Annotated in this window: 27 protein-coding genes and 1 pseudogene; 9 read left to right on the forward strand and 19 right to left on the reverse strand. The window is 38.8% G+C overall.

The window, feature by feature from the left end; all coding sequences use genetic code 11:
• The first annotated feature begins 85 nt into the window (after positions 1–85).
• Both modA and modB read left to right on the forward strand, forming a co-directional pair.
• The gene (gene modA, locus NV349_RS12770; RefSeq protein ID WP_271910125.1) at positions 86–871 is read left to right on the forward strand and encodes a molybdate ABC transporter substrate-binding protein; all 786 of its coding nucleotides are present in this window, start codon (positions 86–88) and stop codon (positions 869–871) included.
• A 3-nt stretch (positions 872–874) separates the two neighbouring features.
• Positions 875–1531, forward strand: coding sequence for a molybdate ABC transporter permease subunit (gene modB / locus NV349_RS12775; protein WP_036120602.1), 657 nt, complete (start codon positions 875–877; stop codon positions 1529–1531).
• Positions 1532–1567: 36 nt separating this feature from the next.
• Here the strand turns inward: modB and moaD are convergent, their stop codons facing one another.
• From moaD to NV349_RS12800, 5 genes are read right to left on the reverse strand one after another with little or no spacing between them, the layout of a single operon-like run.
• A complete protein-coding gene (moaD, locus tag NV349_RS12780) occupies positions 1568–1801 on the reverse strand; it encodes a molybdopterin converting factor subunit 1 (RefSeq protein WP_141903735.1) in 234 nt (77 codons plus the stop codon).
• Positions 1794–2273 carry a molybdenum cofactor biosynthesis protein MoaE gene (locus NV349_RS12785; RefSeq protein WP_058844577.1) on the reverse strand — a complete coding sequence of 160 codons (480 nt, stop codon included), beginning with the start codon at positions 2271–2273 and terminating at the stop codon, positions 1794–1796. Before NV349_RS12785 ends, moaD begins: the two co-directional genes overlap by 8 nt.
• A complete protein-coding gene (mobB, locus tag NV349_RS12790) occupies positions 2270–2788 on the reverse strand; it encodes a molybdopterin-guanine dinucleotide biosynthesis protein B (RefSeq protein WP_036120624.1) in 519 nt (172 codons plus the stop codon). The genes NV349_RS12785 and mobB overlap by 4 nt, the downstream gene beginning before the upstream one ends.
• Complete coding sequence (locus NV349_RS12795; RefSeq protein ID WP_271913585.1) at positions 2758–4044, reverse strand: molybdopterin molybdotransferase MoeA; 1287 nt, start codon at positions 4042–4044, stop codon at positions 2758–2760. The genes mobB and NV349_RS12795 overlap by 31 nt, the downstream gene beginning before the upstream one ends.
• 16 nt (positions 4045–4060) lie before the next feature.
• The gene (locus tag NV349_RS12800) at positions 4061–5077 is read right to left on the reverse strand and encodes a thiazole biosynthesis adenylyltransferase ThiF (protein WP_036120630.1); all 1017 of its coding nucleotides are present in this window, start codon (positions 5075–5077) and stop codon (positions 4061–4063) included.
• A gap of 108 nt (positions 5078–5185) precedes the next feature.
• On the opposite strand from NV349_RS12800, the gene NV349_RS12805 reads away from it, so the two are divergent.
• Genes NV349_RS12805 through moaC form a run of 3 tightly spaced genes read left to right on the forward strand, consistent with a single transcriptional unit; the run spans position 5186 to position 6742 of the window.
• A complete protein-coding gene (locus tag NV349_RS12805) occupies positions 5186–5680 on the forward strand; it encodes a MogA/MoaB family molybdenum cofactor biosynthesis protein (protein WP_036120634.1) in 495 nt (164 codons plus the stop codon).
• A complete protein-coding gene (gene mobA / locus NV349_RS12810) occupies positions 5677–6267 on the forward strand; it encodes a molybdenum cofactor guanylyltransferase (RefSeq protein ID WP_271910130.1) in 591 nt (196 codons plus the stop codon). The genes NV349_RS12805 and mobA overlap by 4 nt, the downstream gene beginning before the upstream one ends.
• Positions 6260–6742 (forward strand): cyclic pyranopterin monophosphate synthase MoaC, encoded by a 483-nt coding sequence (gene moaC / locus NV349_RS12815; protein WP_036120641.1) that lies wholly within the window; start codon positions 6260–6262, stop codon positions 6740–6742. The genes mobA and moaC overlap by 8 nt, the downstream gene beginning before the upstream one ends.
• 49 nt (positions 6743–6791) lie before the next feature.
• Here moaC and moaA read toward each other — a convergent pair whose 3' ends face one another.
• The 3 genes from moaA to NV349_RS12830 are packed head-to-tail and all read right to left on the reverse strand — an operon-like array spanning position 6792 to position 8987.
• Positions 6792–7808: a GTP 3',8-cyclase MoaA gene (gene moaA / locus NV349_RS12820; protein WP_036120644.1), complete on the reverse strand. Its 1017-nt coding sequence runs from the start codon at positions 7806–7808 to the stop codon at positions 6792–6794.
• A complete protein-coding gene (fdhD, locus tag NV349_RS12825) occupies positions 7809–8627 on the reverse strand; it encodes a formate dehydrogenase accessory sulfurtransferase FdhD (protein WP_036120647.1) in 819 nt (272 codons plus the stop codon).
• A gap of 12 nt (positions 8628–8639) precedes the next feature.
• Positions 8640–8987 carry a Na-translocating system protein MpsC family protein gene (locus NV349_RS12830; protein ID WP_036120650.1) on the reverse strand — a complete coding sequence of 116 codons (348 nt, stop codon included), beginning with the start codon at positions 8985–8987 and terminating at the stop codon, positions 8640–8642.
• 575 nt (positions 8988–9562) lie between these two features.
• On the opposite strand from NV349_RS12830, the gene fdhF reads away from it, so the two are divergent.
• The 3 genes from fdhF to NV349_RS12845 are packed head-to-tail and all read left to right on the forward strand — an operon-like array spanning position 9563 to position 14042.
• Positions 9563–12499 (forward strand): formate dehydrogenase subunit alpha, encoded by a 2937-nt coding sequence (fdhF, locus tag NV349_RS12835; RefSeq protein ID WP_036120653.1) that lies wholly within the window; start codon positions 9563–9565, stop codon positions 12497–12499.
• A gap of 4 nt (positions 12500–12503) precedes the next feature.
• Entirely contained in the window at positions 12504–12983 is a 480-nt protein-coding gene (locus tag NV349_RS12840) for a helical membrane plugin domain-containing protein (protein WP_036120656.1), read from the forward strand.
• A 12-nt stretch (positions 12984–12995) separates the two neighbouring features.
• Entirely contained in the window at positions 12996–14042 is a 1047-nt protein-coding gene (locus NV349_RS12845) for an Mrp/NBP35 family ATP-binding protein (protein ID WP_058844572.1), read from the forward strand.
• A 48-nt stretch (positions 14043–14090) separates the two neighbouring features.
• Here the strand turns inward: NV349_RS12845 and NV349_RS12850 are convergent, their stop codons facing one another.
• The 4 genes from NV349_RS12850 to NV349_RS12865 all read right to left on the reverse strand — a co-directional run bounded on the left by NV349_RS12850 (position 14091) and on the right by NV349_RS12865 (position 16817).
• A complete protein-coding gene (locus tag NV349_RS12850) occupies positions 14091–14381 on the reverse strand; it encodes a hypothetical protein (protein ID WP_036126901.1) in 291 nt (96 codons plus the stop codon).
• A gap of 136 nt (positions 14382–14517) precedes the next feature.
• Positions 14518–15624 carry a PA2928 family protein gene (locus NV349_RS12855; protein WP_101966747.1) on the reverse strand — a complete coding sequence of 369 codons (1107 nt, stop codon included), beginning with the start codon at positions 15622–15624 and terminating at the stop codon, positions 14518–14520.
• Positions 15625–15647: 23 nt separating this feature from the next.
• Positions 15648–16478: a CbrC family protein gene (locus NV349_RS12860; RefSeq protein WP_089932615.1), complete on the reverse strand. Its 831-nt coding sequence runs from the start codon at positions 16476–16478 to the stop codon at positions 15648–15650.
• A 30-nt stretch (positions 16479–16508) separates the two neighbouring features.
• Positions 16509–16817, reverse strand: coding sequence for an antibiotic biosynthesis monooxygenase family protein (locus NV349_RS12865; protein ID WP_089932612.1), 309 nt, complete (start codon positions 16815–16817; stop codon positions 16509–16511).
• A gap of 87 nt (positions 16818–16904) precedes the next feature.
• On the opposite strand from NV349_RS12865, the gene NV349_RS12870 reads away from it, so the two are divergent.
• On the forward strand, positions 16905–17591 hold the full coding sequence (locus tag NV349_RS12870) for an ArsR/SmtB family transcription factor (protein ID WP_089932610.1): 687 nt from the start codon (positions 16905–16907) through the stop codon (positions 17589–17591).
• Between the two features lie 28 nt (positions 17592–17619).
• On the opposite strand, the gene NV349_RS12875 is transcribed toward NV349_RS12870, so the two are convergent.
• The 7 genes and pseudogenes from NV349_RS12875 to NV349_RS12905 form a co-directional block, all read right to left on the reverse strand.
• Positions 17620–18486: a DMT family transporter gene (locus NV349_RS12875; RefSeq protein ID WP_101966748.1), complete on the reverse strand. Its 867-nt coding sequence runs from the start codon at positions 18484–18486 to the stop codon at positions 17620–17622.
• A gap of 214 nt (positions 18487–18700) precedes the next feature.
• Positions 18701–19636: an alpha/beta hydrolase gene (locus tag NV349_RS12880; RefSeq protein WP_058844568.1), complete on the reverse strand. Its 936-nt coding sequence runs from the start codon at positions 19634–19636 to the stop codon at positions 18701–18703.
• A 166-nt stretch (positions 19637–19802) separates the two neighbouring features.
• A complete protein-coding gene (locus NV349_RS12885; RefSeq protein WP_058844567.1) occupies positions 19803–21164 on the reverse strand; it encodes a sensor histidine kinase in 1362 nt (453 codons plus the stop codon).
• Positions 21161–21835 (reverse strand): response regulator transcription factor, encoded by a 675-nt coding sequence (locus NV349_RS12890; protein WP_058844595.1) that lies wholly within the window; start codon positions 21833–21835, stop codon positions 21161–21163. The genes NV349_RS12885 and NV349_RS12890 overlap by 4 nt, the downstream gene beginning before the upstream one ends.
• A gap of 157 nt (positions 21836–21992) precedes the next feature.
• A complete protein-coding gene (locus NV349_RS12895; RefSeq protein ID WP_036126929.1) occupies positions 21993–22781 on the reverse strand; it encodes a lipid II flippase Amj family protein in 789 nt (262 codons plus the stop codon).
• A gap of 630 nt (positions 22782–23411) precedes the next feature.
• A pseudogene (locus tag NV349_RS12900) lies at positions 23412–24392 on the reverse strand (phosphatidylinositol-specific phospholipase C domain-containing protein); the annotation flags it as partial.
• A gap of 296 nt (positions 24393–24688) precedes the next feature.
• The gene (locus tag NV349_RS12905) at positions 24689–25813 is read right to left on the reverse strand and encodes a ClyA family alpha-helical pore-forming toxin (RefSeq protein ID WP_271910141.1); all 1125 of its coding nucleotides are present in this window, start codon (positions 25811–25813) and stop codon (positions 24689–24691) included.
• Positions 25814–25825: the final 12 nt, after the last annotated feature.

Here is a 25825-nt window from a genome sequence, read left to right on the forward strand (position 1 = left end):
CCAATACTATCTTTCTTTTTTACTTATAACTGATTATAATTATTTATGTCTTGTTATAACGAGTTATAAAAGGAGTACAATCATAGTGAAAAAATTTTATAGTTTATTTGCGACACTATTATTACTAGTTGGTCTATTAGTAGGCTGTGGTAACCAAGAAAAAGAGGTGGCAGCAAACAAACCCGTTGAATTAACAATTTCTGCGGCAGCAAGTTTACAGGATGCCTTAGAAGAGCTTAAAACAACTTATGAAAAAGAGCATGATACGATTAAAATCCTCTATAACTTTGGTGGTTCAGGTGCATTGCAACAGCAAATTTTACAGGGTGCTCCTGCAGATCTTTTCTTTTCTGCAGCGGAAGATAAATTCGATGCACTTGTAGAGAAAGAAATGATTGATCAAAAGCAAGGAATGGATCTTTTAGCGAATGAATTAGTCTTAATCGTTCCAAAAGACAATGAAAAACAAATCCAATCCTTCGAAGATTTACAACAAGCAGGGAAAATCGCGCTCGGTACACCTGAAACGGTTCCTGCTGGACAGTATGGTGTGGACACATTAAAGCATATGCAACTTTGGGATTCACTTGAATCTAAAGTGGTGTATACAAAAGACGTACGTCAAGTACTTACGTACACAGAAACAGAAAATGTGGATGCAGGAATCGTCTATAAAACGGATGCCCTAGTATCTGATAAAGTCGATGTCATTGCAACTGCAGATGATGCTACACACGCACCAATTATTTATCCTGTAGGTGTGCTAAAAGCGAGTAAGCATGCGCAAGAAGCAGAAGATTTTTATCACTTTTTACAAAGTGATGAGGCTATGAATGTCTTTAAAAAGTATGGGTTTAAAGGAGCTCAATAAAAAATGAGTACCGATTTCTGGTCTCCACTTAGACTTTCCATTGAGATTGCCTTCGTCGCAGGCATTATCGCGATCATAGCAGGTATTTTCATGGGCAAATGGATGGCAACCCACCATTTTAAAGGCAAGCTAGTACTAGAAACCGTATTATTGTTACCCTTAGTATTACCTCCTACTGTAGTAGGCTTCCTGCTCATCGTCATTTTCGGGAAAAATAGTCTATTAGGAAATTTTATTATTTGGCTATTCGATCAGCCCGTCATGTTCACATGGTGGGCGGCGGTTATCGCTTCTACCATTGTTGCCTTTCCATTAATGTATCAATCGGCTAAAACAGGCTTTGCCTCTGTTGATCGCGATATTGAACATGCGGCACGTGTGGATGGGGCTAATGAACGGCAGGTCTTTCTTTTTGTATCAATTCCTCTTGCATTAAAGGCACTCGTGTCTGGCGGGATTTTAAGCTTCACTCGAGCTTTAGGTGAATTTGGGGCTACCTTAATGTTTGCGGGGAATATTCCAGGGAAAACACAAACAACACCGCTCGCTATTTATATGGCGATTGATGCGGGTAACATGACCCTTGCCTGGACATGGGTTTTGTGCATGATGGCTATTTCCTTCCTTTTGCTACTTAGCATTCATCTTCTAAAAGTATAAAAGAGGTAGTTGGTTCAATCCAACTACCTCTTTTTCTCATCCCCCACTGATAGGTGGAATAAAAGCGATTGTGTCACCAGACTTAATGATCGTTGTATCCGTTGCAAATTCCTCATTAATCGCTGTCATCATTTGCTGTAATGATAGCTGTGGATAGTGCTGTTCCATCCACTCTTTCAATTCAGCCACTGTCACATCTGACAGCTCTACAGTTAGCTTAGGCGCACCAACTGCTTCCTGCAAGTGAGCAAATAATAAGATATTAATCACGATTTTCCTCCTTCTGAATGCCTGGTTCCCCTTGCGGATAGGGGACATTTTCTAATTGATCGCCAATCCATTCCGTACCGTCCTCCCAATGCTCTTTTTTCCATATTGGCACAATTTGCTTAATACGGTCAATCGCATACTCATTCGCCATGTAAGCGACTTTACGATGTGGTGATGATACGGCAATGACTACAGCAATATCAGCAATATCTAAATGACCTACACGATGGGTAATGGCTACTTTCGCTTCTGGCCACTGCTCTTGTATTTCCTGCGCAATTTGTTCAAACATTTTAATGGCCATCGCAGGATAAGCTTGATATTCCAAGTGCAATGTTTTTTTACCATTTGTGATTTCACGCACGGTGCCAATGAACAGTGTAATGGCTCCAGCATTTCGACTCAGAACCTTTTGTCTAACTTCCTCTACATCAATGGGTTTATTGATAATTTCAAATAACGCTGTCGTCATGATTCTCTCCTCATTTCCTTCCATAAAAACTCCATATATTGCGCTTCTTCATGTATCGAAAAGGCTGGGACAGTGGGTGAGGAATCCAGTGGATAACTTGGCCAATAGAGCACACAAATGATCTGAGATACTTGCTGTAATAAAGCTTGATCCTGTGCAGTTCGTACAAGCACAACCTTCGGATAATGTTCATTTTTATACCCTTCAACCAGAATGATATCCATTGGAAGGGACGCATAAAGCGCAAGTATTTGAGACAGTTGCCAGCTATTTTGCTGAATACTCATACGTAAAGTACCCTCCCCCTCCACTGCTGTGACACTCGCACCTGCCAGCTCATGTCGACTACTATCCTTCGAAGCTTCTATCATCGGCACACCACCGTGACCATGATGTTTGATGGTTCCTACTCTTAACCCTTCCGTTGTCGCTCTCTTAATCAATTGCTCCATCAATGTCGTCTTACCACTATTTTGATAGCCAACTATCTGTAAGATTTTTCGATGTTGTCCCAAGGCCACTCACTTCCTTGCAAATCTTCTAACAATAAGACCGTTACTGACATGCCTTTTTCATAGCCACGCGAGCCACCTGGTAAGACGATGAACGCATTAGCTGATGCTAAAGAGGAAACTGCACTCGACTTATCAAAACCAGATGGCACAGCCACTAACTGACCTTTTTCATAATAAGCATGTGCTCTTACAAAGCGTGTAAATGGATTAGCCTTTGTGAAATCCTTACCTAAAATAGCTTGCTCTCTACGTAAATGGGGCTGTGAATTACTGTAGGCAGTGCGAATAATCGGACGTACAAAAAGCTCAAAGCCAACATAGCAAGCTGAAGGATTTCCAGAAAGTCCAAATAATAATTGTCCCTCTCGAGCAGCTACTGTAGTCACACTACCTGGGCGCATTGCCACTTTGTTAAACAATACCTTTGCATTTATCGCTTCGTAAATGGCTGGTAAGTAATCGTAATCCCCTACGGAAACGCCACCCGTTGTAATTAACATATCAACTTCCTGTAAAGCTTTTTCAACATTCTCAATACATAATTCAAGATCATCGCTAAACTTGCCAAAATATTTAACTTCTGCTCCAGCGCGCTCAATTTGAGCCATCATCATATACGCATTACTATTGCGAATTTTGCCTGGCTGTAAAGGTTCACCGGGATCTAGTAATTCGCTACCAGTGGCCATCACACCAATGACTGTTTTACGAAAAACAGGTACTTGTTCATAACCAAAAGTAGCGAGTAAGGCCATCACCCCTGGATTAATATATTGACCTTTTTCAATGAGAACAGCGCCTTGCTGCACATCTTCCCCTTTATACGAAATATTGGTCCCCGCTTCAAAATTCCGTTTAATCGACATACACATTTGTTGATTTTCTTCGAAAGTATGGGTTAATTCTAGCATGACTACTGCATCACACCCTTGTGGGATTGGCGCACCTGTCATAATGCGGACAGCTTGTCTATGACCAACTACTTCGTCATAGACATAGCCTGCGCCAATTTCCCCCACAACCTGAAAGCGGACTGGATGTTCTGAGGAGGCTTCTTTACTATCAATGGAGCGAATAGCGTAACCATCATAAGGAGAACGATCAAATGCGGGCACATCATGATCAGCTCGAACAGCTTCTGCTATAAAACGTCCATGGGCCTGTGTTAATGGTACAAGCTCTTTTTTTGCTGGGAAGGCATAGTCCATTACACGATGAACCGCTTCTGCCACAGGGATTGGTTGTCTTTTTTCTATCATTTGGCACACTCCTTTATCCTAATAAACGATAATAAATGCTTTTCGCTTTTTCTATATTTTGTATACCATGTATCACTACGCGCCCATCCTGGAAAATCACAATTCGGTAATCATCAGCTTGGCAGGAAAGCAAATAAGGATTTACCTGAATTTCACCATAGGGACGAAGCTGATTTGCCAACTGCTCGAACGAATAGTGAATTGGCTTCGGAGGGCGTATTTGTACTGCGTCTCGTCCACAAAGTATCTGTAATTTAGTTTGATTTTCATAGGATAAATAAGGGTATGTTGGTTGATTGCCACAAGATGGACAATCAGCTTGCCGTATTTTTTCCACATTGATTTCATAGTGTTGATTTTGCCAAACATCAAACGTTAAATAGCTTTTTCGCAAGGCTTTCTCATCACCAACGAGCAATTTTAAAACCTCTGCCACTTGATAAGCTGCAACGATTTGAACTGTTGGGCTAATAATACCTACCGTATCACAAGTCATTCCTGTATGTGGCATGACATGTAACAAGCAATGCAAACATGGTGTTTTGCCTGGTACAATCGTATAGGTCGCACCATAACTACCAACGCAAGAACCATATACCCAGGGAATACGAGACTTTTGTGCAAGGTCATTCATGAGAAAACGGACATCAAAATTATCGGTTGCATCGACCATCACATCGACATCTTCTAATAATGGCAGCAAGGACTCTGTACAAGCGTCCATAATAGCAGTATTGATTTCTATCTCTGAGTTGATGCTGTGAAGTCTTGTTTTAGCTGCGATGACTTTTGGCATTTTTTCTTGTGCATCTAGCTCTGTATATAATTGCTGTCTTTGTAAATTACTCCACTCTACGTAATCACGATCAATGAGGGTCAGCTTGCCAATACCAGCGCGCACAAGTGCTTCTGCGCTAGCACTCCCTAATGCACCTACACCAATGATTAGGACGTGTTTTTGTTGAATGGACTGCTGCCCTGTTTGTCCGATGGGATGAAATAATTGTTGTCTAGAATATCTATTTTGCATAAGTATGAGGCCTTTCTTTCTTTGAATTTTCGTTTGACCTTTTCATTTATAGCATTATAATAAAAGCAATGTTTTTCAGCAAAATACGTTTGAAGGAGGTCTTTTACTGTGCATCCCACACATCAACAGCAACTAATCCAAGTAGCTGTTTTAACGGTCAGTGATACACGCACTAAAGCAGATGATCATGCTGGTCAGCGCATTCAATCCTTACTTCAAGAAGCTACATTTGAAGTAGTCGACTACCAGCTAACAAAGGATGAACCACTGGATATTGCCAATCATATCAAGAAATGGTGCAGTGATCACACAATCAATACCATTATCGTCACGGGTGGAACAGGATTTACACCAAGAGACCAAACCTACGACACCATTCTGCCTCTTTTTGAAAAAGAAATGATGGGGTTTGGTGAATTATTTCGAACTCTCAGCTATGAAGAAATTGGCCCAAAAGCAATGTTTAGTCGAGCCACTGCTGGAAGCCGTCAGCAAACCGCTATTTATGTTTTACCAGGTTCTACAAATGCGGTGACATTGGCTATGATGAAGCTCATTCTTCCTACTGTCCAACATTTTGTCGGTGAGTTGAATCGCCTATGAAAATTGCTGGAGTTGTATTAGCTGGTGGTCAATCCTCTCGCTATGGTCAGCCTAAAATGTTTGAGCTGTTTGCTGGGCAGGCTTTATATAAACATAGTCTCACAGCCTTGCAAAAAAATCGGCTAGATCCTATCATTATTGCTACGAACGCGCACTTACAACATCAATTTGGGCAGGAAAACGTCCAATGGATCATCGAAAAGCAGCCACATCAAGGCCCACTTTTTGCTTTGCATTCTATCATGACAGCCTACCCTGATGTGGAATGGTTTTTTGTCGTAGCGAGCGATATGCCTTATATGAATGCCAATTTTATCAAAAAAATAGTAGGGCTGATTGATGACGCCTATGATGCTATTGTTCCTACGCAAGCGCTACGGGATCAACCATTGGCGGCATTATATCGACGTACAGCTTTACCAAGGGCAAAGCAATTAACGGAACAAAACAAGCGAAGTATGAAAGTGCTGTTAGAGCAAATTCGTGTTTGCTACGTTCCTTTTGATGACAATAGCCCAACATTTGTCAATATCAACGCACAACAAGATTGGTCACAAACGACTAAAAAGGAGTTTAACGATGAATAATTTTACACATTGGAACGAAGAAGGTCGTCCTAAAATGGTCGATATATCTGCAAAAGAAATCACGACACGTACAGCTATTGCTCGCAGTACGATTATTTTATCGGATGCAGTCTATGAAGCCATCCAACAAGGTGGCATTAAAAAAGGTGATCCGACGCAAGTTGCTCAAATTGCAGGGATTATGGGTGCTAAAAAAACGGCCGATATCATTCCTATGTGCCACCCTATCATGCTACAGGGCACAGATTTCCAGTTTGACTATGAAAAGGCGGAGAATGGCTATGAGCTCCATATTCAAGCCACTGTCAAATGTAGTGGGAAAACTGGTGTTGAAATGGAAGCCCTTACTGCTGTGTCGATTGCTGCCTTAACTTTTTATGATATGTGCAAAGCCGTTGATAAAACAATGGTCATTAAAGAAACCTATCTTGTTGAAAAAACAGGTGGAAAAAGTGGCACCTTTGTGCATAAATAAACAGAAAAATTCGGCATCGTTTTGCCGATTTTTTCTGTTTTTTTACACACTACCCCCCAATGTGAGACATTTCAATTTTTGAATTTTTCCTTTTTGCCATTGTTTGTTCATTGCGTTCATCTGAATAACGATCATTTCTTGTTTCCCAAACGTTCGTAATACATTTGATGATGGCTGCATCATCTTGCCCTGATCGTAACAGTTCTCTTAAATCAGTGCCTTCAGTTGCAAATAAACAAGTGTATAATGATCCTTCTGCTGAGAGACGAGCACGGGAGCAATTGGAGCAGAAAGAATCTGTCACAGACGAAATCACACCAACCTCACCTTGTGCATCTTGATATTGAAAGCGCGTTGCCACTTCCCCCCTGTAATTTGGAGCCACTGGCTGTAATGGAGAAAACTGATGGATATGCTCAATGATATCTTTTTTGGACACCACATCATCTAAACGCCAACCGTTCGAATTCCCTACATCCATATATTCAATAAAGCGTAAAATATGCTGTTTTTCTTTAAAAAATTGAGCCATTGTAACAATGTCTTGGTCATTCTTGCCTTTTTGAACAACCATATTAATTTTTACTTGTAAACCCGCTTCTGCTGCCTTTTCAATTCCCTCTAACACCGGCAATACCTTGCCCCGATGACCATTCATCTCGAAAAAACGTTCTTCATCAAGTGAATCTAGACTAACTGAGACTCGAGATAAGCCTGCTTGTGCCAATGGCTGTGCATATTTTTTTAATAAAGAGCCATTGGTTGTTAAAGCAATATCTTCTACACCCTCTATATGGTGAATACGGGCAATTAATTCGGGCAAATCACGACGTAGCAATGGCTCGCCGCCCGTAATTCGCACCTTTTTCACGCCTAATGAAACAAAGATTTTTACTAATCGTTCTATCTCATCAAAATTTAATATTTTATCAGACGGTAAAAATGCATAATCTGGACCAAATACCTCAGCTGGCATACAATAGCGGCAACGAAAATTACAGCGATCTGTTACGGATATTCTTAAATCTCTTAACGGTCTGTGTAATTGGTCTTGTAGATTCGTCATTTAATCTCCTTCTTTCAGTACATTCTGAGCTGGTAATAGGATGCGGTGTGGATGTGTATAAATATTCAATGAATGCTGTCGGATAAAGCCTACCGTCGTAATGCCAAGCTGCTCAGCCAATTGCAAGGCTAATTCAGTTGGAGCTGATTTAGACAGCACAATGGCACAGCCTATTTTGGAGACTTTGAGTAAAATCTCCGACGATATTCGTCCGCTAAAAACAATTATTTTATCTTGCATACGGATGTTATTGCGTAAGCAATAGCCGTAAATTTTATCTAAAGCATTGTGGCGTCCAATATCCATACGACTTAACACAATGCCATTGACATCACATAGTGCAGCATTATGCACACCACCCGTTTTCTTAAAAATGTCGGCACCATCCTGCATCGCATGCATTAAACGGAAGCAATCCTCAGTCGACATTTGCACCTGAACGTCTTCCATTTTTTTTGCTGCTAATGCATCATTCGTAAAAACAAATCCTTGTCGACTCATCCCACAGCAAGAGGTAATATAGCGTTTGTTTTGCGTCTGCTGATAATAAGGATTGACATGCTTTGTTTTAATATGCACAAAGCCTTCTTTTTCTTGGTGCCAAATTTCCTCAATATCCTCAAAGCTACGAATCACTCGTTCAGAAGCTAAATAGCCGATGACCATATCTTCTACATACTCTGGTGTACATACCATCGTGACAAATTCTTGCTGATTAATTTTTACGGTCACCGCGTATTCTGAGACGATTAAATCATCCATTTCTTTCACTTGCTGTCCTTCAACTCGCACAATTTTCCTTGTTATTGCTCGCTCCATAAGGCATCCCCTTTATTCACTGATATTCTTTTCAAAAACAAAGACGGAAATCGCAAAATCCTCTTCAATTTTAATATCTGAAAATAGGTGGAGTAGTTTGCTACCCATCAATTCTTCCATACCCTCTGGTGGTGATTGCGTATATAAATCCTGAATCATACTCGTCCTTGCAGCATGCACCATTTTTAACCCTTCTGGTGTACTGGCAATAAATTTTTCTGTCGGTGTGATATTACCGTATAAAGTAGATACAGCCATATTCTCGACAAAAACGGTATGAATACGTTCAGGTCCTTTACCAAATACTTCCTTGCGTAACTTTCGAATCATGTCATTAAATTCGTGTATTTTTTTAGACATAGCAACGATTCTCCCATCGTAATTAAACTTTTTTAGGTAAATGGTTATGAGGGTCACCCTTACAGTTTGTTAATGATATAGCAACTTTTAAAAAAATAAAAGAGAAAATACTTTTTGATAATAATTCTCATTTAATAAATTTTATGATAAATATTGTTCATTTTGAAGGAAAGAGCTATAATATTCATATCACAAATGGAATTGATTTATTTTGATCCCTATGTCACGATGTTGCATAGTGTTTTTAATATTTAAATTCTATTGTTATTAAAAAATAAAAGTAGATTGAGTTTTTAGCAAGGCCTGCTAAGAATTTTATCCACCATGAATCATTAGCATGTCTTGGACATGTTATTTCATGGTGGATTTTTTATTTTTTTAAAAACCGAGACATGGATAACTTGTTATGATCTAGCAATTTGCCTATTTTGAGGTAGCTTCAAGAACAATTGGGAATTACAATGATAACAAGACAATCTTTTCAAAAATAACCAACTCGATTTGTTATTCCCTTTTTGTCTTAAGCTGCAACATGTTGTCCGATTAGTCTCAAAGTGCAAAAGGAGGAAGTTATCTTGACTCAAATTAATATTAATGGCGTATCGTATGATGTAAAAGAAGGAGCTACAATCCTTGATACCATTAATCAGCATGACATTCCGCATCCACAGATCTGTCATGTGCCTGCTGTTGATCCAATCGAAACATGTGATACATGTATCGTGGAGGTGAACGGTCAATTAGTTCGTTCCTGCTCCACAAAGGCAGTAGACGGCATGAATGTTTTATTAACTTCTGACAAAGCAAAAGCAGCACAAACAGAAGCGATGGATCGTCTACTCGAAAATCATTTACTGTACTGTACAGTTTGTGATAATAACAATGGAAATTGTGCATTACACAACACGGCTGAAATGATGGAAATCGAGCATCAAAAATATCCTTACCAACCGAAAGTGGAACCTCATGAAGTGGACATGTCACACCCGTTTTATCGATATGACCCTAACCAATGTATCGCTTGTGGTCAATGTGTAGAGGTTTGTCAAAATTTACAGGTGAATGAAACATTATCCCTCGATTGGGAAGCCGAAAGACCACGCGTCATATGGGATACTGGCGTAGCAATTAATGATTCTTCCTGTGTAAGTTGCGGTCAATGTGTAACCGTTTGTCCATGTAATGCCTTAATGGAAAAATCCATGCTTGGAGAGGCTGGATTTATGACTGGTCTGAAACAGGATATGTTAGATCCAATGATCAGTTTAATTAAGGAAGTTGAACCGGGCTATAGCGGTATTTTTGCCGTTTCTGAAGTGGAAGCAGCTATGCGTAGTAAACGTACTAGAAAAACAAAAACAGTATGTACTTTCTGTGGTGTAGGTTGTTCATTCGAAGTTTGGACAAAAGACCGTAAAATTTTAAAAGTACAACCTTCCGAAGGTCCCGTTAACGCAATTTCTACTTGTGTCAAAGGGAAATTTGGTTGGGACTTCGTTAATTCTGAGGAACGAATTACTAAACCTCTTATTCGTAAAAATAATGAATTTGTTGAATCATCATGGGATGAGGCACTCGATTTAATTGCCACAAAGCTTGGTGGTATTCAGCAGCAATTTGGTCCTGGTTCTGTCGGCTTTATCTCATCTTCTAAAATTACAAATGAAGAGAATTACTTAATTCAAAAAATGGCACGTCAGTTATTTGGAACAAATGATGTCGATAATTGTTCCCGTTATTGTCAATCCCCTGCTACTGATGGTTTATTACGTACAGTAGGTTTAGGTGGTGACGCGGGTACGATCAAAGATATTGCCAAGGCTGGTCTTGTCATCATTGTTGGGGCTAACCCAGCTGAAGGACACCCTGTTTTAGCAACACGTGTGAAACGTGCACATAAATTACATGGTCAGAAATTAATTGTTGCGGATATTCGTAAACATGAAATGGCTGAGCGTTCTGACATCTTTATGCGTCCGAAGCAAGGTACTGACCAAGTTTGGTTAATGGCCGTTACCAAATATATCATTGACCAAGGTTGGCACGATGAAGCCTTTATTCAAGAAAACGTCCTTCATTATGATGATTTTAAACAAGTACTTGAAACATATACACTTGATTATGCGCAAGAAATGACGGGTATTAGTAAAGAAACATTGATCGAAGTGGCTGAAATGATTCGTGATGCAGATGGTACATGTGTGCTTTGGGGCATGGGTGTAACACAAAATACTGGTGGCTCTTATACATCCGCAGCGATTTCAAATTTACTTTTAGCAACTGGGAACTATCGTCGTCCAGGTGCGGGTGCCTACCCTCTTCGTGGTCATAACAATGTGCAAGGTGCCTGTGATATGGGTACACTACCAACTCTCTTGCCAGGTTATCAAAAGGTAACAGATGAGGCAGCGCGTGCAAAATTCGAAAAAGCTTACGGTGTCCCAATTCAGTCGCAACCAGGTCGAACTAATATGCAAATGTTAGATGCGATTATGGAAGGTAAAATGAAAGCCATGTATTTAGTGGGCGAAGATATGGCGCTTGTTGATTGTAATGCCAACCATGTAGATGAGGTGCTTTCACAACTAGACTTTTTTGTTGTCCAAGATTGTTTCCTATCACGTACAGCACAATATGCAGATGTGATTTTACCTGCTGCGCCTTCCCTTGAAAAAGAAGGTACATTCACGAATACAGAACGTCGTGTTCAACGCCTCTATCAAGTATTACCAACACTTGGTGAATCGAAAGCAGATTGGGAAATCTTGCAAGCGGTTGCTCGTCGTTTAGGAGCAGATTGGCATTATGATCATCCAAGTGACATCTTTGATGAAATGACCAGCCTGTCCCCCCTCTTCTCACAAGCTAACTATGATGTCTTAGAAGGCTGGGGTAGCTTCTGCTGGGGTAGCCATGATGGTAAAGATACACCTTTACTATATGAAGATGGTTTCAATTTCCCTGATAAAAAAGCTCGTTTTGCTTTAAATGATTGGGTGCAACCTGTGGAATATGAGGCACAGTACGATTGTCTTATTAATAATGGTCGTATGCTTGAACACTTCCATGAAGGAAATCTAACAAATAAATCAAAAGGTATTCAATCGAAAGTACCTGATATTTTCGTTGAAGTATCACCGGAACTGGCGAAGGAACGAGGTATTGCAGATGGAGCCTTACTTCGTTTAGTATCTCCTTATGGTGCATTAAAGCTAAATGCTCTTGTCACAGATCGCGTGCAAGGAAACGAATTATTTTTACCGATGAACTCCGTTAATAAAGATTCAGCTATCAACTTCTTAACGGGCCCTGCAGCAGATGTGAATACATCAACACCAGCTTATAAACAAACAAAAGTACGAGTTGAAGTGCTAAAAGCAAAAGGAAAATCACCACTTCCTCGTACGAACCCACGCTATAAAAAACGTCATCCTCAAAATGGTGTTGAGGTTCATCGGAAATGGAATCGTCCTGGCTACGTTCACTTAACAACTATTAACGAAAGAGAGTGAGAGCATGGCTGTACCTATTACAAGCATTAAAAAACAACAATTGACGGAAGAACAACTAAAGGAACAAAAATTAGACAATCTAAAAGAACTGCTTTCTGATAATGAAGAAGCCGTTAATCAAGTGTTTAGTATTATGGCTGAATTGAATGATATAGGTGCACTAGAAGCAGCAATGAAGCTACTAGAAGCGAAAGAGAATGTGGCCCATATTGCACTTGGACAATTAACTCGTAAGCCTGTAACCAATATTATTAATAATTTAATGGGCGTTGCAGGAGCATTGACGGAGCTCAATCCAGAAACAACGACTAAGCTAATTGACGGCTTAAATTCAGGTGTAGATGAAGCGAGCAAAGCACTTGAATCCAATGAAAAAGTAAGTGCCTTTAAGCTTATGAAAATGTTAAATGATCCAGATGTCAATCGTGCGCTCAATTTTGGAGTCCATTTCTTAAAGGGACTTGGCAAAGGCTTAAAAGAATAAGGTGGTTCCGACATGTTAGTAAAAGAAGATGTTATCAACGCATTACAACAAGTAGAAGATCCAGAGCTTCATCAGAGTATCGTCAAATTGAATATGGTGCGTAATATTCAAATAAACGGCACCCATCTATCGCTGGATATTATTTTAACCATTCCAGGTTGTCCTTTAAAAGCGAAGATCCAGCATGATGTGGAAAAAGCATTACAAGCGATTGGTGCCTCCAGTGTTGCCATTACCTTTGGGGCTATGACAGATCAGGAACGTCGCACATTAACTGCGTCTCTACAAGCGAAAAATGTGACAGAGCAAGGAATGCCGAATATGCTACTGCTTAATTCTGGTGTGCAATTCATTGCCATCACAAGTGGTAAGGGCGGTGTTGGGAAATCGACTGTGACCATTAATTTAGCAGTCGCCCTTGCCCGTCTCGGCAAACGGGTAGGAATACTTGATGCGGATATCTATGGCTTTAGTATTCCTGCTATGATGAATATTGACCAAAAACCTACTATGCTTGACCAAACAGCTATTCCAGTAGAAAGTCATGGGGTTAAATTAATGTCGATGGGCTTTTTTACCAATGACAACCAGCCTGTTATGTGGCGTGGCCCCATGCTCAACAAATGGATTCGCAATTTCCTTGTCAACACATTATGGGGAGACTTGGACTATCTTCTGATAGATTTACCACCAGGGACAGGCGATGTGGCCATTGATATGGCAGCCATGATTCCTCAGGCACAGGAAATCATTGTAACAACACCACATCTTGCTGCTTCTCACGTCGCATCCCGTGCAGGCTTGATGGCTCAACATACGAAACATACTATTCTTGGTGTTGTTGAAAACATGGCTTATTTTGAAGGAGCAGATGGTCAAAAAAACTATCTGTTTGGACAAGGTGGAGCCGATCAGTTAGCAGATTTACTGCAAACACAAGTAATCGCCCATGTTCCTTTTGCTCAACCTGAAGAAAATACAGGCTCATCAGTATATGAGGAAGAAACGATTATCGGTGAGATATTTACTAACCTAGCAGAAGATTTGCTTTACCAATAAAACAAAAATCCCTTGATTTGCTTTTACACAAATCAAGGGATTTTTCTGTCACAAATAGCCTGCCTTTTTTAACACTTGCATGAAATAAAAACGGTACGTATTTTGAACAAAGGTATCTAAAGGTAGTCCAACATTGACCTGATATTTCGTAAAAATAAAATAAAACCGTTTATCCCATTTTAAATGCAGGAGCTCCCCTGCCTCTTCACCATATTTCATAGTAAATTCCTCAATCAAAGGCTCAATCATCTCATAACAATAGTCTTTTAAATGGGCGAGTGCTTCAATATCTTTATCCCTTTGAAAGCGTATAATCCAATCCACTAATTGCTCATTCATGTTTGTACGTCATCCTTTTACATAGAGTTTCTTCCTATTAAATTATACTCCTTTTTTACAGAATCGAAAAATGAACAGTTTTTTCAAATAGATGGTTTTAACTTGTTGTCAAAAGGATAAACATTGGCATTCGCCACTAATCAATAGGTCGATTCCACCGCAGATGATATTGAACATTCCTATTTTTCGTTTCTTTATCCAATACTAATAATCTGTCACCTGCTTGAATAACATAGGTCTCCTCTAATGTACGTATACCAGGTTGTTGTTGGTCAGGATTGATAACACCTATATTTTCTTCCCACAATACTTGATGATTATTCATATCATAAAACAAAACCATATGGTCAGCACTTTCCCGCTGTGTTTGACGATAAGACACGAGAGCTGTTTTTTTTGCGATATCCACATCAATCACTTTAGGTTCTAAATTTTGGTAGGCTTGAATGGCAGGCTCTGTTAGAACAGCCTGACTAAAATCTTGAATTACCTGATAGTCCTCTACAGACTGTGGGTGTGTGGCAAAATATCCAGGCAACCCTGTCTCAATGAAGAAACGAGCTGTTAGGAAATCTTGAGCTTTTGGGTTCTCACTTAAAGTTTCACCATCAAAGTGATAGAATTTGCCATCGACACCCTCCAAATATAAATTATTTTGTAAAATAACCATCTGATGTGCACCATTACTTAATTTATCTATTAATGGCTGATATTGCTGACGAAATTCTTGCTCAGAAAGTATTTCCTTTCCTGTTGCTATATCTAACAGTGACAATTGACCAAACTCATCATCACGATGATGAACAAGAAGACCACCCATAAAATTCCCAATCAATGTATCTTTATGGGAAGCTGATTTTGTCCATTGCTTTTCACCTGTCTCTAAATTCACAGCCACAATGAGATAATGAGCAATCAAATGCGTAATGCCGTTCGATGTTCCATTATTTTCAGAGCCTTGCACCATTTGGACAGCAATGTGTTGTGAATCATCTGTATAAATGGGCGAATCAGATTTTATAGGAAAGCTTCTCCCCGCTAAGCCAAAAACAATCATGACTAGATTGCTAACCACTATAAATACAACTAGTAAAATGCTAGAAATAACAAGGCTTTTACGTTTAATGACGATAAACAATAACAGTAAAAATCCTAATCCTAACACGATACATAAAAAAATATCATGCATCAGCCAGCCATTCAAACGCCATGAATACGTATATCGTTGAAGAAATTGTTCCACCTCTCTACCTCCTCTAACAGCGATTAACTAAAATCTGAATAGAGCACATAACGGTCACATTCCAAGCACTGAAATAAATAGCCTTGATGATGACCATTGTTCATTAACGATGCTGAAAGTTCATCTTTCGGAAAGCCTGTATAATTATCAAATTGATCCTCGATACCTAGCTCCACTATATCACTCCAGCCAACATAGCCGATAAACGCACAATAGTCCGAACAATGAGCTACCCAATTATTGCCCTGCCAGCTTACGTAGCCGGGCGTTCGATAGAGAATTTCTTGTACAAAGGCAGGGTTAGTAACCTGTTCATCATCCATTAAATCTTGCTGGAAAGAGCCATCATATTTTTGGGCAGCCTCTCCACTGTGGATGCAAGAAGGACAAAGATAATCTACATCCTCAATAGCGTAAATACCTCCTGTGTAATAGACATCCACTTGCTGTTGACAGCAGTCACAGACAACGATTTCACCTGTTTCAAAAATTTTCGCCTCTAGCGGTTTAGGAACATATTTAAAGGTTGGAATGATTGTTTGAGTTGGCTGTTGGTCCCTTATTTTTCGTGGTAGCAGAGGATTCACCAAATTTGGTTGATTTATGTAGGTTTGCAGAACACCATATTTTTTTCGATCTTTTTTATCAGCTTTATTCATAATGGTCGTAAAAAGCCGATAAGCCTCTAGGTACATCCTAAGCAAGCAATAGACTTCTACTAGTAGCCTTAACGTTTCTTCCGTTTGCTGCTCCTGCTTTAATCGCTCTTTGAAAACATGCATCTGATTAATCGTTATCGGATCTGAAGGATGAAATTTTTGTCTTAGCTCATGCCATTCCTCAGCAATTGTCATAAAAAATAGACCTCCTTCTCACTCGTCATTTTATTTCACAAAAGAGTAATCTTTTATCATTTGGCAAATTTCCACCTTATAGTTCGCGTACCATTTATCTTGTCCCAATTGCTGTGCGGTTAAATGTTTGGCATTATCTTTCCATGCTTGAATAGCCTCTAGCGATTCCCAATAGGACACCGTAATGCCTTTTCCTTCCTCGTTCCTGACACTTTCAACACGCAGAAAACCAGGCTGTTGCTGTGCTAGGGCATCGATGAGGTCAGCCATTTTGCCATAGCCCTCCCCATCCTGTTTAGTTCTTTGAGATGTAAAAATCACTGCATAATAGGTTTCCATTTATTTCTCCTCCTCTATTACTTTTATTGTAAACGATAATGAAATTAACTAAAATCAAAATATAGAAAACTGAAAGGATTGTGACATATGGGAATTAATCCAAACATGGCGGAGGTAGCGGCACTTCTTGGCGAAAGGTCAAGAGCAACCATTCTTGCTAGCATGATGGACGGGCGTTTTCATACAGCTAGTGAACTGGCGTATATGGCTGCCATTAAACCACAAACTGCTAGCTTTCATCTTGCTAAATTAGTAGAAGGAAAGCTGATTAAAGTTGAAAAACAAGGGCGGCACCGTTATTTTCAATTAGCTGGTGAGGACATTGCTCAATTTCTTGAGTCTTTTCTCGTCATCTCACCGCCACCTGAAGTACGTTCTTTAAAACAATCTAGCCAAATGAAATTATTGCAGGATGCTAGAACTTGCTATGACCATCTAGCTGGTAAATTAGGTGTCCAATTAACAGAGTCAATGGTGGATGCAGGCTATCTAAAATTAGAGGACAAACAATTTATCCTGACAGATGAAGGCACTTTATTTTTTACTACATTCGGGATGGATCTAGCTGCTTTAAAAAGAAAACGACGCTCCTTTTCACCTGCTTGTTTAGATTGGAGTGAACGACGTTACCATTTAGCAGGTGCACTAGGCAATGGTCTATTAAACCAATTATTAAACCTCGGCTGGCTTACACGTGTACCATCTATTCGCGCCATTAAAGTGACTGAGAAAGGTAAAAGAGGTTTTAAAGAGGTATTTCATTTAGACAGCTAGAAGAATAGAGGGCTTTTGGATTGCCCCACTAGCCCTTTATTCTACTAAAAGTACGATTTACTAAATAAATCCCACTAATGATAAATAACCCACCAACCACTAACGATTCATGTAACGTTTCGTCTAATACTACCCATCCTGTTAGCACCCCAAAAAAAGGTGCTAAAAATAAATAGGCACTTGTTTTTCCTGGATCACTATTTTGAAGAAGATAGTACCAGCCTGCAAATTGAATGATGGAAGAAAAAATACTAAGCCATAACAAAATCAATAATGACTGTGGATTGACAATAAAGTATGGTTGCTCTAACACGACACTTCCTAGCAAAAGGAGTAAGCCCCCAAACAGCATTTGATAGGCTGATAAAACCCATGTATCAAAGAACATTCCCCATGTTTTCACTAAAAGTGTTGCAATCGCCCAAAATACAGCGGATAAAAGTCCAAATAGAAGACCTATTTTCAATTCAACTTGTGCCCCCATTGTAATGATCACTCCGATTAAGCCAAGCACAACCCCGATCCACTGATAGAAACGATAGCGTACTTTGGTAAAAATGGTGGCAAATATGACAACGAGTAAAGGGTTTGTAAATGTTAAAATAGATGATTCACTTGCTGTAATGGTGCGTAGACTTAAAAAAATACACCCCATTACACCAGCCGTTTGAAATGCTCCGATGATGCATAGCTTGAGCCATTCTCTCTTTGAGGTCGGATGAGGTCTTTTGAAAATCATGACAACAATGACCATTAGAATCCCTGCCAGCATAAATCGAAGGGCAGCCAATAATAATGGTGATGAATACGGTAATCCTAATTTTACGATAGCAAACGATGAACCCATTAAAAAGGTTGTTACTACTAGTAAAGCAATAAATTGATAGTTTTTCATACAAGATACTCCTAACCTGTTTCATTAATCACTACTATCTGATTATAAACAGGAAGCTATTCAACGCTTATCGAAGTATGGATTACATCCATGTAAAAGAATGGGACAATTAGATTGCTACTTAAAGCGACTTCATTGGGGGAGGTATTTTATTTTCATGAATTTCAATAAAAAATCTTACCTCTAACAACAAAGAGGTAAGATGCTATAACTATCAGTTATCCATAAATTCTTTTAGGTTTTCAACAATTTCTTGTGATCTTGTATGGTGTAAGTAATGGTCACCGTCCAATGTGATTACTTTTCCATGAACTGAATTTTTGACTTGCTCTTCATGCAATGGTATCCAATTTTTTTCAATGCCTTCACTTTTCGCCTGAACAAATAACAAAAGAGGTAAATCTTTAGGGAAAGTTACGTTTTTGGCTGCTGTAAAATTCATTTCTATATTTGTTAATTCATTGGAAGTGCTCGTATTATAAAAGTTTTTGTTTGTAATCATCCGTATTTGTTCTTTTGTGTCATCATCATACGATAGGCCAGCATATGGATCATCTGAAAATTTTATAAGAACTCTAGCGATCCCGGTTTTTTTGAGAAGTTGTAACGACTTAATTGGGAATTTCGTATCCATACCGTCTTGAGTAGGCACACTGCTATCAATCCCGACAAATGCAGTCACCTCATTCGGATATTGATTGACATAATCGAGTCCATAAATACCTGCTATAGAGTGTCCCATGAGCATATAGCGGTCAATTTTCAACGCCTGTAAAGCTTCATGAATCTCACTCACTATGTTGTCGGTGCTTCGTTCTTTATCGGTATCATCACTTAAACCATAGCCAAAAGGCTCTATTGAAACGACTCTGTAATGAGGAGTCAGTTCTTCGATAAGTGGCTTAAAATCAAGTGTTGGTGCTGCTGTTCCGAAGCCTGGTAGTAGGACGATTGTTTCTGCCCCCTTCCCTTGGATGGTAACATTCATTTTTCCCTCATTCACAGTAATGAGCTGACCATAGTGTTCTATTTTCCCTTGCTCTATTTTGTTGCAAATAATGTTTACAATAAACACAATAGCAAGTAGCAGCACTATCGTTAAACCGATAACAGCTATTGTTTTAAGTAAGATTCGAAAAAATTTTTTCATTTTTATGCACGAGGTTCATCTTTGCTCGTGCTTTCCTCCCTTACAACCGTTATTCCAGCTAGCTTACTTAGCTGTTATTGATCAGTGTAAAGGACGAAGATGTCTACTATATGACGGTAATATGAACGCAATATGAACAACAAAAAAATTTCGCTATCTCACGCATTTATTGTGTGATAAGAGGTAATTGGATAATAATGGTCGTTCCTTGTCCAAGCTTACTCTCTACTTGAATGTCTCCTTGATGCAATGATACGATTTGCTTAACGATTGCGAGACCCATTCCACTCCCATCATATTTACGACTATGTGAACGATCCGCCTTAAAAAACCGCTCAAAAATACGCTTCTGATCCTCTAAAGAAATCCCAATGCCCGAATCACTTACTCGTACTATCACATGATGAGCGTCCTGCTTCATACTGACCTCAATCATACTACCTTCATTGGAAAATTTAATACTATTAGTAAGAAGATTGGTCCATACCTGATTTAATTGGTCATAATCAGCCATTATATGAACAGCCTGTAAATGAAGATTAAACTGGATGTTGCGAGCAGACCATTGCGGCTGAATGGCAATAATTACTCGCCTAATTTGCTCATCCAGACTAAACGTCGCACATTGCATTTGCTGTGTCTTCGACTCGAGCAAACTTAGCTTTAACAGGCTATCACTCATCTTAGACATTCGCTTTGCTTCCGACATGATAATATCAAGATAGCGACTTTTCTCCTCGTCTGTAATATCTACTTGCTTCAATGCTGCTGCATAGCCTGATATGGAAGTAAGTGGTGACTGAACCTCGTGTGAGACGTTCGATACAAACTCTCTCCGCATTTGCTCCAATTGCTGTAACCCCTCCGCCATGTCCTCAAAACTTTTGGCCAAGGTACCTAGCTCCCCTGATTGTTTAATATTTAACTCGACATTGAAATCTCCACCTGCAATATGCTTTGTTGCTGTTGTCAATTTTTTTATTGGCTTGACGAGAAACCTAGCAGCCACTATAAACACGACACTGCCAATAACAAGAGCATAAGTAGCAAAATTCAATATCAATTTTATAGCAAAGGAAGTAGAAGGGAGGGAGATGGGTTCGATAAACATCGCCTTAGTCCCCATTGCAGTTTGTAGTGGCATTCCTACAAAAATAGACGAAACACCACCCGGATTAACTTGAATGACTTCCCCATCCAGTACACTTTGAACTTGTGTCATTGTTACATTGGCCAGTGGAACACCCTTTTGCTCTCCGTAGGATTTGAACTGCCCCTTTTCTTCATAAATGCGGATATAGTAGGATTCAAGCTGATGCATTTCACGAATAAATTGTTCTGCTTCATTAAATGGCAATGTCTCAAATATATGGACAATGTCCTGACCAAAATTCACTAGGGGGATTTGTAAGTTTTCATTCAATTTATCTTCAAATACCCATGTTGCCATAAAAAAGGATATAGTTGTGCCACCAATTACGGCAACTAGAAATGTTAAAACGACACGCGTATATAATGATTGAATCATTCGTTAACCTCAAGTCGGTAGCCAAGACCTCGTACTGTCTCAATCTGAAATTCAGTTGTTGCAGTGAAGCGCTCGCGCAGACGCTTAATATGTACATCGATCGTTCGATTATCGCCAGCATAATCCATTCCCCAAATTTGATCGATCAGCTGCTCTCGTGTGTAGACCTGCCCAGGTGTTTCCGCAAGCTTATATAATAATTCAAACTCCTTTAGCGGCAGCGAAATAGACTCTGTTCCATTTTTAATTTTATAGGTCTGACGATCCAGCATGATTTGACCAAGTTGAATGATCTGTGAGTAGCCAATCCTGTAGCGCTTTAGAAGAGCCCTTACTCGTACCGTCAACTCTAGTGGGTCAAAAGGCTTTGTCAAATAATCATCTGTTCCGAGCTCAAAGCCCTTCACTTTTTCCCATGTTTCCCCCCTTGCTGTTAGCATCAGTAAGGGAAGCTCAGCATTTACTTTGCGCAGCTCCTTACATAATGTCCAGCCATCCATCGTCGGCATCATAATATCCAGCACAACAAGATCGACAGGCATTGAGTGATAGATGGCTAGAGCTTCTTTGCCATCCTCGGCCTCCACTGTTGTGAACCCGTCTTTGCGCAGAAAAAGGCAAACAAGTTCACGAATATTCGCATCATCATCCGCAACAAGTATAGTCGGCATACGTTCGTTCCCCTTTTCCAATGTATTATTCACATACATTATACTATATATCTGCTTCACTTCCCTTTTACCACACACTGTTATCAATAGCTGACGTCCCAAAAATAAAAAACCCCCTTCCTCTATACGAAAAAACGATAAAGGAAGAGGATTCTATTCAAGCAATCAGCTGTGCAAACCACGCTACATAATGGGCGCCAGGAATCAATAATAGCTGTGCCACAATCGTTCCTAAAAATCTAGAGAACATCATCATAACGGAAGCTTTTTTTAATTCAAGATAACTTCCTCTCTTATTGATAACATCATCGGCCAGTATGGATATTTTAGGATCAATAAATAGAATCAAAAGTATCGTCGCTATGCCATTGATTAATCCAGATGCCATAACCGCAGTAGTCTTTAGTTCTGGTACTAACAAAGTGGCATACAAAGCAGATAAAACGCCAATGGTATAAATCGCTGTTATGACAATATTGATAACAAATAATTTCATTGGTATATCCCGTAAGCTAATACCTTTTAAATAAGTAAAATGAGGTTTATGAATGTGCTTCATACCTCGTCTTACATATTCAAACGTAAAGCCCTTTTTCAATAAAGCGGGGATTGAGCCTCTTTCCTCTGCCAAATGGACGATAGCCCTTGAAAAAATAGCTATGAAGGTTGGGATTAGTAAGATCCCTAGTAATGTTCCAAGTGATGCCGCTCCAATAATCAGTCGAAATTGGTTTTCTACATGTATCAAAGCCTGATCGGCTGGTGCTGTATCAACAAGACTTCCTGTAAATGGTTGCTGCATCATATTCGCCAGCCTCGACACCATGACCATCACATTAAAAAGAGATAAAGCCGATGCTAGTAATTTAACACGTGCCCCTGATAAACGTACGGCATAAGCAAGTGTTTCAATAGCATGAATGATTAAAATGAATAAAGCAATCATGATTAATTTATCTGTGATTAACTCCACTTCTATACCTACTCTTCGCTTTCCTACAATTTAACATTGTGACGCTTCTCCCGCAAAATAGTTCCGATTGAAAAGATCTTACCCTAAAAAGATATGGGTAAGATCTAAAAAGCGCTTCTATACAATTGTGCTACGCTGCACTTCTAAACCAAATCACAGCTGGAACATTTATCTTTGTTCAAAGATGACGCCACTTAATTTTCTAGGTGGAGAAATCACCTTATAAGGGATAATGAACTTGTCCTTTTTGTCATGCACAGCGTGACATCAACGCTAGTAAGAGTGCAGGTCTAAGATTATACGCTTATAAATACTGTTCGTATGATAATCTTAACGAATTAGTTTCCACGTATAGGCTGACATTTTGTCATTGAAGTTATAAGACGTTAAATTGAATAATTGTGCTGAACCAGTTGTGTTTGCTATCGTTACACTATTCCCTGTAAAATTACTATGCTCATAGATAGTTATTTCTGTATAAGGTTTTAATAAAATGGATGACACTTGATCATTCCATTGAGAATGTGGAAGATAAGTCAAATCTATTCCCTCTCCATCTATATGCTCAAATAAGTGTGGCTCATCAGTTGGTAGATTGCGAAAATTAGAACGTATTATCTCTTCATGTAATTTCGGATTCCATCTATCACCTATATAGTCCATAATGATCCATCCAGCTTTTGTTTCAAGATTCTTTAGATGCTCTAATCTCACTTTAGCCGCAGTAATGCTATTCAAGTAGGAAGCATAGTAATACGGACTACTCCAAGCCGTACCACCCGAAGACAAACTTGTGAAATTGATATGAATGTGATTTGGGTTATCTTTATTTAATGCTGTCTCTTTTAGCATACTATCAATTGCTGCTTTCTTTTCCTCATAGTTCACATTATATTTATCTTGTACCGTTATTTTCACATTACCATTTGTCATAGAAGTAAATGTTGCGTTATCTTTCCACGCAAAATTTTTATATCCACCAGTCATCGTACTACCAGAATATCTTCTTAAGAGTACGATTTTTCCACGAGAATCCCCTAAAGTTATATTCCCTTCTGTCTTCAAGAAAATAGAATCTCCAAAATACTTATTTTCAAAGGTTCTAGCAAATGACTCTTTTGCTCCTGGCATGGATTCATACTCTTCTTTTAGAGACATTATAATGGTTTCACTTGGATGACTTTTTAAAAATTCTTTGGCTTCATTAATAAATTGCTGGAGTGTTACATAAAGATAAACAGGTCCATGATGTAGAACAATTGTATTATCATCCGTTACACGTCCTCTGATGTCAAAAAATCTGACACCTTGATCCATTTGAGAGCGAAAGTCATTTTCTTGCGTTTTTGCCCATACGGATTTTATAGGATCCTCCAGTCTGAATGTACCACTATCATGGGTTCCTGGAATAGAAATTTCTGCTAATGCGCGAGAGTTAGGTATTTCTCTCATCCACTCTGATAAATTTAGATTATTTTGTTCGGAAGCTGCCAGAGAAGTTAAGTGGACACCACCTAAAGAAAAAAGCATTGTAAAGAAAAAACATATACTTGCGATTACTTTCTTACTTTTTAATATCACCATAAATACTATCTCCTTCTCTTTCACTCACTAAAAACTACCATTTATCCAATTTTAGTTGAGGTGAGTATGTCAGATCTAACAAAAGCATTCTATTATACTCCAATATCCAATGTTTTTAAAAAATGGATAAACAAGCTATAAAGAGTAGCTTCAAAAAACGTTTTTCCCAATCTACTTCTTTTAAAATACAAGTCTTATTAGATGAAATTAACAGGTGCATTGCATCGTTTTTTATATCATAAAAAACGATGCAATAGAAATTCATACCAATTATCCATAGCAAAAAGTAAAGTAATCTACTTTGAAGATTCTAGATTTAATTCTTTTATTCCCTCTTTTAATGTGACTGCATCTATTTTTAATGTTTTCCAGCTGTCTTTAGCTGCATTCAAGTTAGGAAGTAAAAATTTAAATTTATTTTGTTCGGCCTTATCAGCTGCATTCTCAATATGTCTGAGTACTCCTGTATATTGAGAATCTAAGTCATTCCATTGTGCAGACATAAAAGTGAGAGCATTAACCGCATCATCAAGTGCATTATACATCTCACTAATACTATTATGCGCAACTCCAACTACGCGATTTAATGTTAATTTATAATCAACTGTCTGTTGTAATTGTTTTAATAACGGTTCTAATTGACTTAAATTCTCTTTTGCAATCCCCAACATAATACCGCCGGCAATTAGTGTAGGAATAGTAGGCACCGCTATTGTTATTATTCCATCAGATTCTAATTTTTTATAATAGTTTACTGATTCTAAAACTTCATTTAAGCGTTTTTGATCATCCTCAACTGCTGCCCCTTGGTTTTTTAAAATTGACTGTAAGAGCTCTTTGTTACTTCCAAATGCTCTGACATCTTTTCCAATATTGTCTCTTAATTCCGTTAACGCTTCTATTAATTGTTGTGCACATTTTTGATTTTCTTGAATTTCTTCTCGTAAATCTGTAATTCCTTCTATTAATGTTTCTCCATCATTTGCATTTATTGCATATACAATAACGTCATAATAATTTTCAAATTTAGTATCGTATTCAATAATCCCCGTCAATGTATCAATCAGCTGTTTTTTTACTTTCGTATCCCATGTAAGGGCGTGTGCTCTTGCATCCTTTTGGTCTTGTACAATTTTACCTGGTAAATCCTCGTATCCATTAATATTTATTCCTTCAAAGTTCACATCTGGATTTTTGATCAACATATACGAATAAGCATTCATAGATTTTGCGAAAAGCCCAGCCTTTTGCAAGGTTTCTCTCATTTTGACTTCATTTGCTGAAAGAGACGTATCATCATAGTTCGTTTGCTCCATTTTGCTTGTAGTTGCATAAGCGGTTACTGGTGATACTATAGAAGTGGATGTCAGGGTTAAAGCGGCTGATACAGCAAGTAGATTGTAAAGAAACTTATTATTCATTTTATATTCCTC

The sequence above is a fragment of the Lysinibacillus sp. OF-1 genome, from assembly GCF_028356935.1.
GTDB classification, from domain to species: Bacteria; Bacillota; Bacilli; order Bacillales_A; family Planococcaceae; genus Lysinibacillus; species Lysinibacillus fusiformis_D.

Bases quoted from the DNA above. Each gene is read 5' to 3' on its own strand.
- modB (WP_036120602.1), top strand. From the start codon at position 875: ATGAGTACCGATTTCTGGTCTCCACTTAGACTTTCCATTGAGATTGCC.
- NV349_RS12785 (WP_058844577.1), bottom strand. From the start codon at position 2,273: ATGACGACAGCGTTATTTGAAATTATCAATAAACCCATTGATGTAGAG.
- NV349_RS12800 (WP_036120630.1), bottom strand. From the start codon at position 5,077: ATGCAAAATAGATATTCTAGACAACAATTATTTCATCCCATCGGACAA.
- mobA (WP_271910130.1), top strand. From the start codon at position 5,677: ATGAAAATTGCTGGAGTTGTATTAGCTGGTGGTCAATCCTCTCGCTAT.
- moaC (WP_036120641.1), top strand. From the start codon at position 6,260: ATGAATAATTTTACACATTGGAACGAAGAAGGTCGTCCTAAAATGGTC.
- moaA (WP_036120644.1), bottom strand. From the start codon at position 7,808: ATGACGAATCTACAAGACCAATTACACAGACCGTTAAGAGATTTAAGA.
- fdhD (WP_036120647.1), bottom strand. From the start codon at position 8,627: ATGGAGCGAGCAATAACAAGGAAAATTGTGCGAGTTGAAGGACAGCAA.
- NV349_RS12830 (WP_036120650.1), bottom strand. From the start codon at position 8,987: ATGTCTAAAAAAATACACGAATTTAATGACATGATTCGAAAGTTACGC.
- NV349_RS12840 (WP_036120656.1), top strand. From the start codon at position 12,504: ATGGCTGTACCTATTACAAGCATTAAAAAACAACAATTGACGGAAGAA.
- NV349_RS12845 (WP_058844572.1), top strand. From the start codon at position 12,996: ATGTTAGTAAAAGAAGATGTTATCAACGCATTACAACAAGTAGAAGAT.
- NV349_RS12850 (WP_036126901.1), bottom strand. From the start codon at position 14,381: ATGAATGAGCAATTAGTGGATTGGATTATACGCTTTCAAAGGGATAAA.
- NV349_RS12860 (WP_089932615.1), bottom strand. From the start codon at position 16,478: ATGACAATTGCTGAGGAATGGCATGAGCTAAGACAAAAATTTCATCCT.
- NV349_RS12865 (WP_089932612.1), bottom strand. From the start codon at position 16,817: ATGGAAACCTATTATGCAGTGATTTTTACATCTCAAAGAACTAAACAG.
- NV349_RS12870 (WP_089932610.1), top strand. From the start codon at position 16,905: ATGGGAATTAATCCAAACATGGCGGAGGTAGCGGCACTTCTTGGCGAA.
- NV349_RS12875 (WP_101966748.1), bottom strand. From the start codon at position 18,486: ATGAAAAACTATCAATTTATTGCTTTACTAGTAGTAACAACCTTTTTA.
- NV349_RS12880 (WP_058844568.1), bottom strand. From the start codon at position 19,636: ATGAAAAAATTTTTTCGAATCTTACTTAAAACAATAGCTGTTATCGGT.
- NV349_RS12885 (WP_058844567.1), bottom strand. From the start codon at position 21,164: ATGATTCAATCATTATATACGCGTGTCGTTTTAACATTTCTAGTTGCC.
- NV349_RS12890 (WP_058844595.1), bottom strand. From the start codon at position 21,835: ATGCCGACTATACTTGTTGCGGATGATGATGCGAATATTCGTGAACTT.
- NV349_RS12895 (WP_036126929.1), bottom strand. From the start codon at position 22,781: ATGATTGCTTTATTCATTTTAATCATTCATGCTATTGAAACACTTGCT.
- NV349_RS12905 (WP_271910141.1), bottom strand. From the start codon at position 25,813: ATGAATAATAAGTTTCTTTACAATCTACTTGCTGTATCAGCCGCTTTA.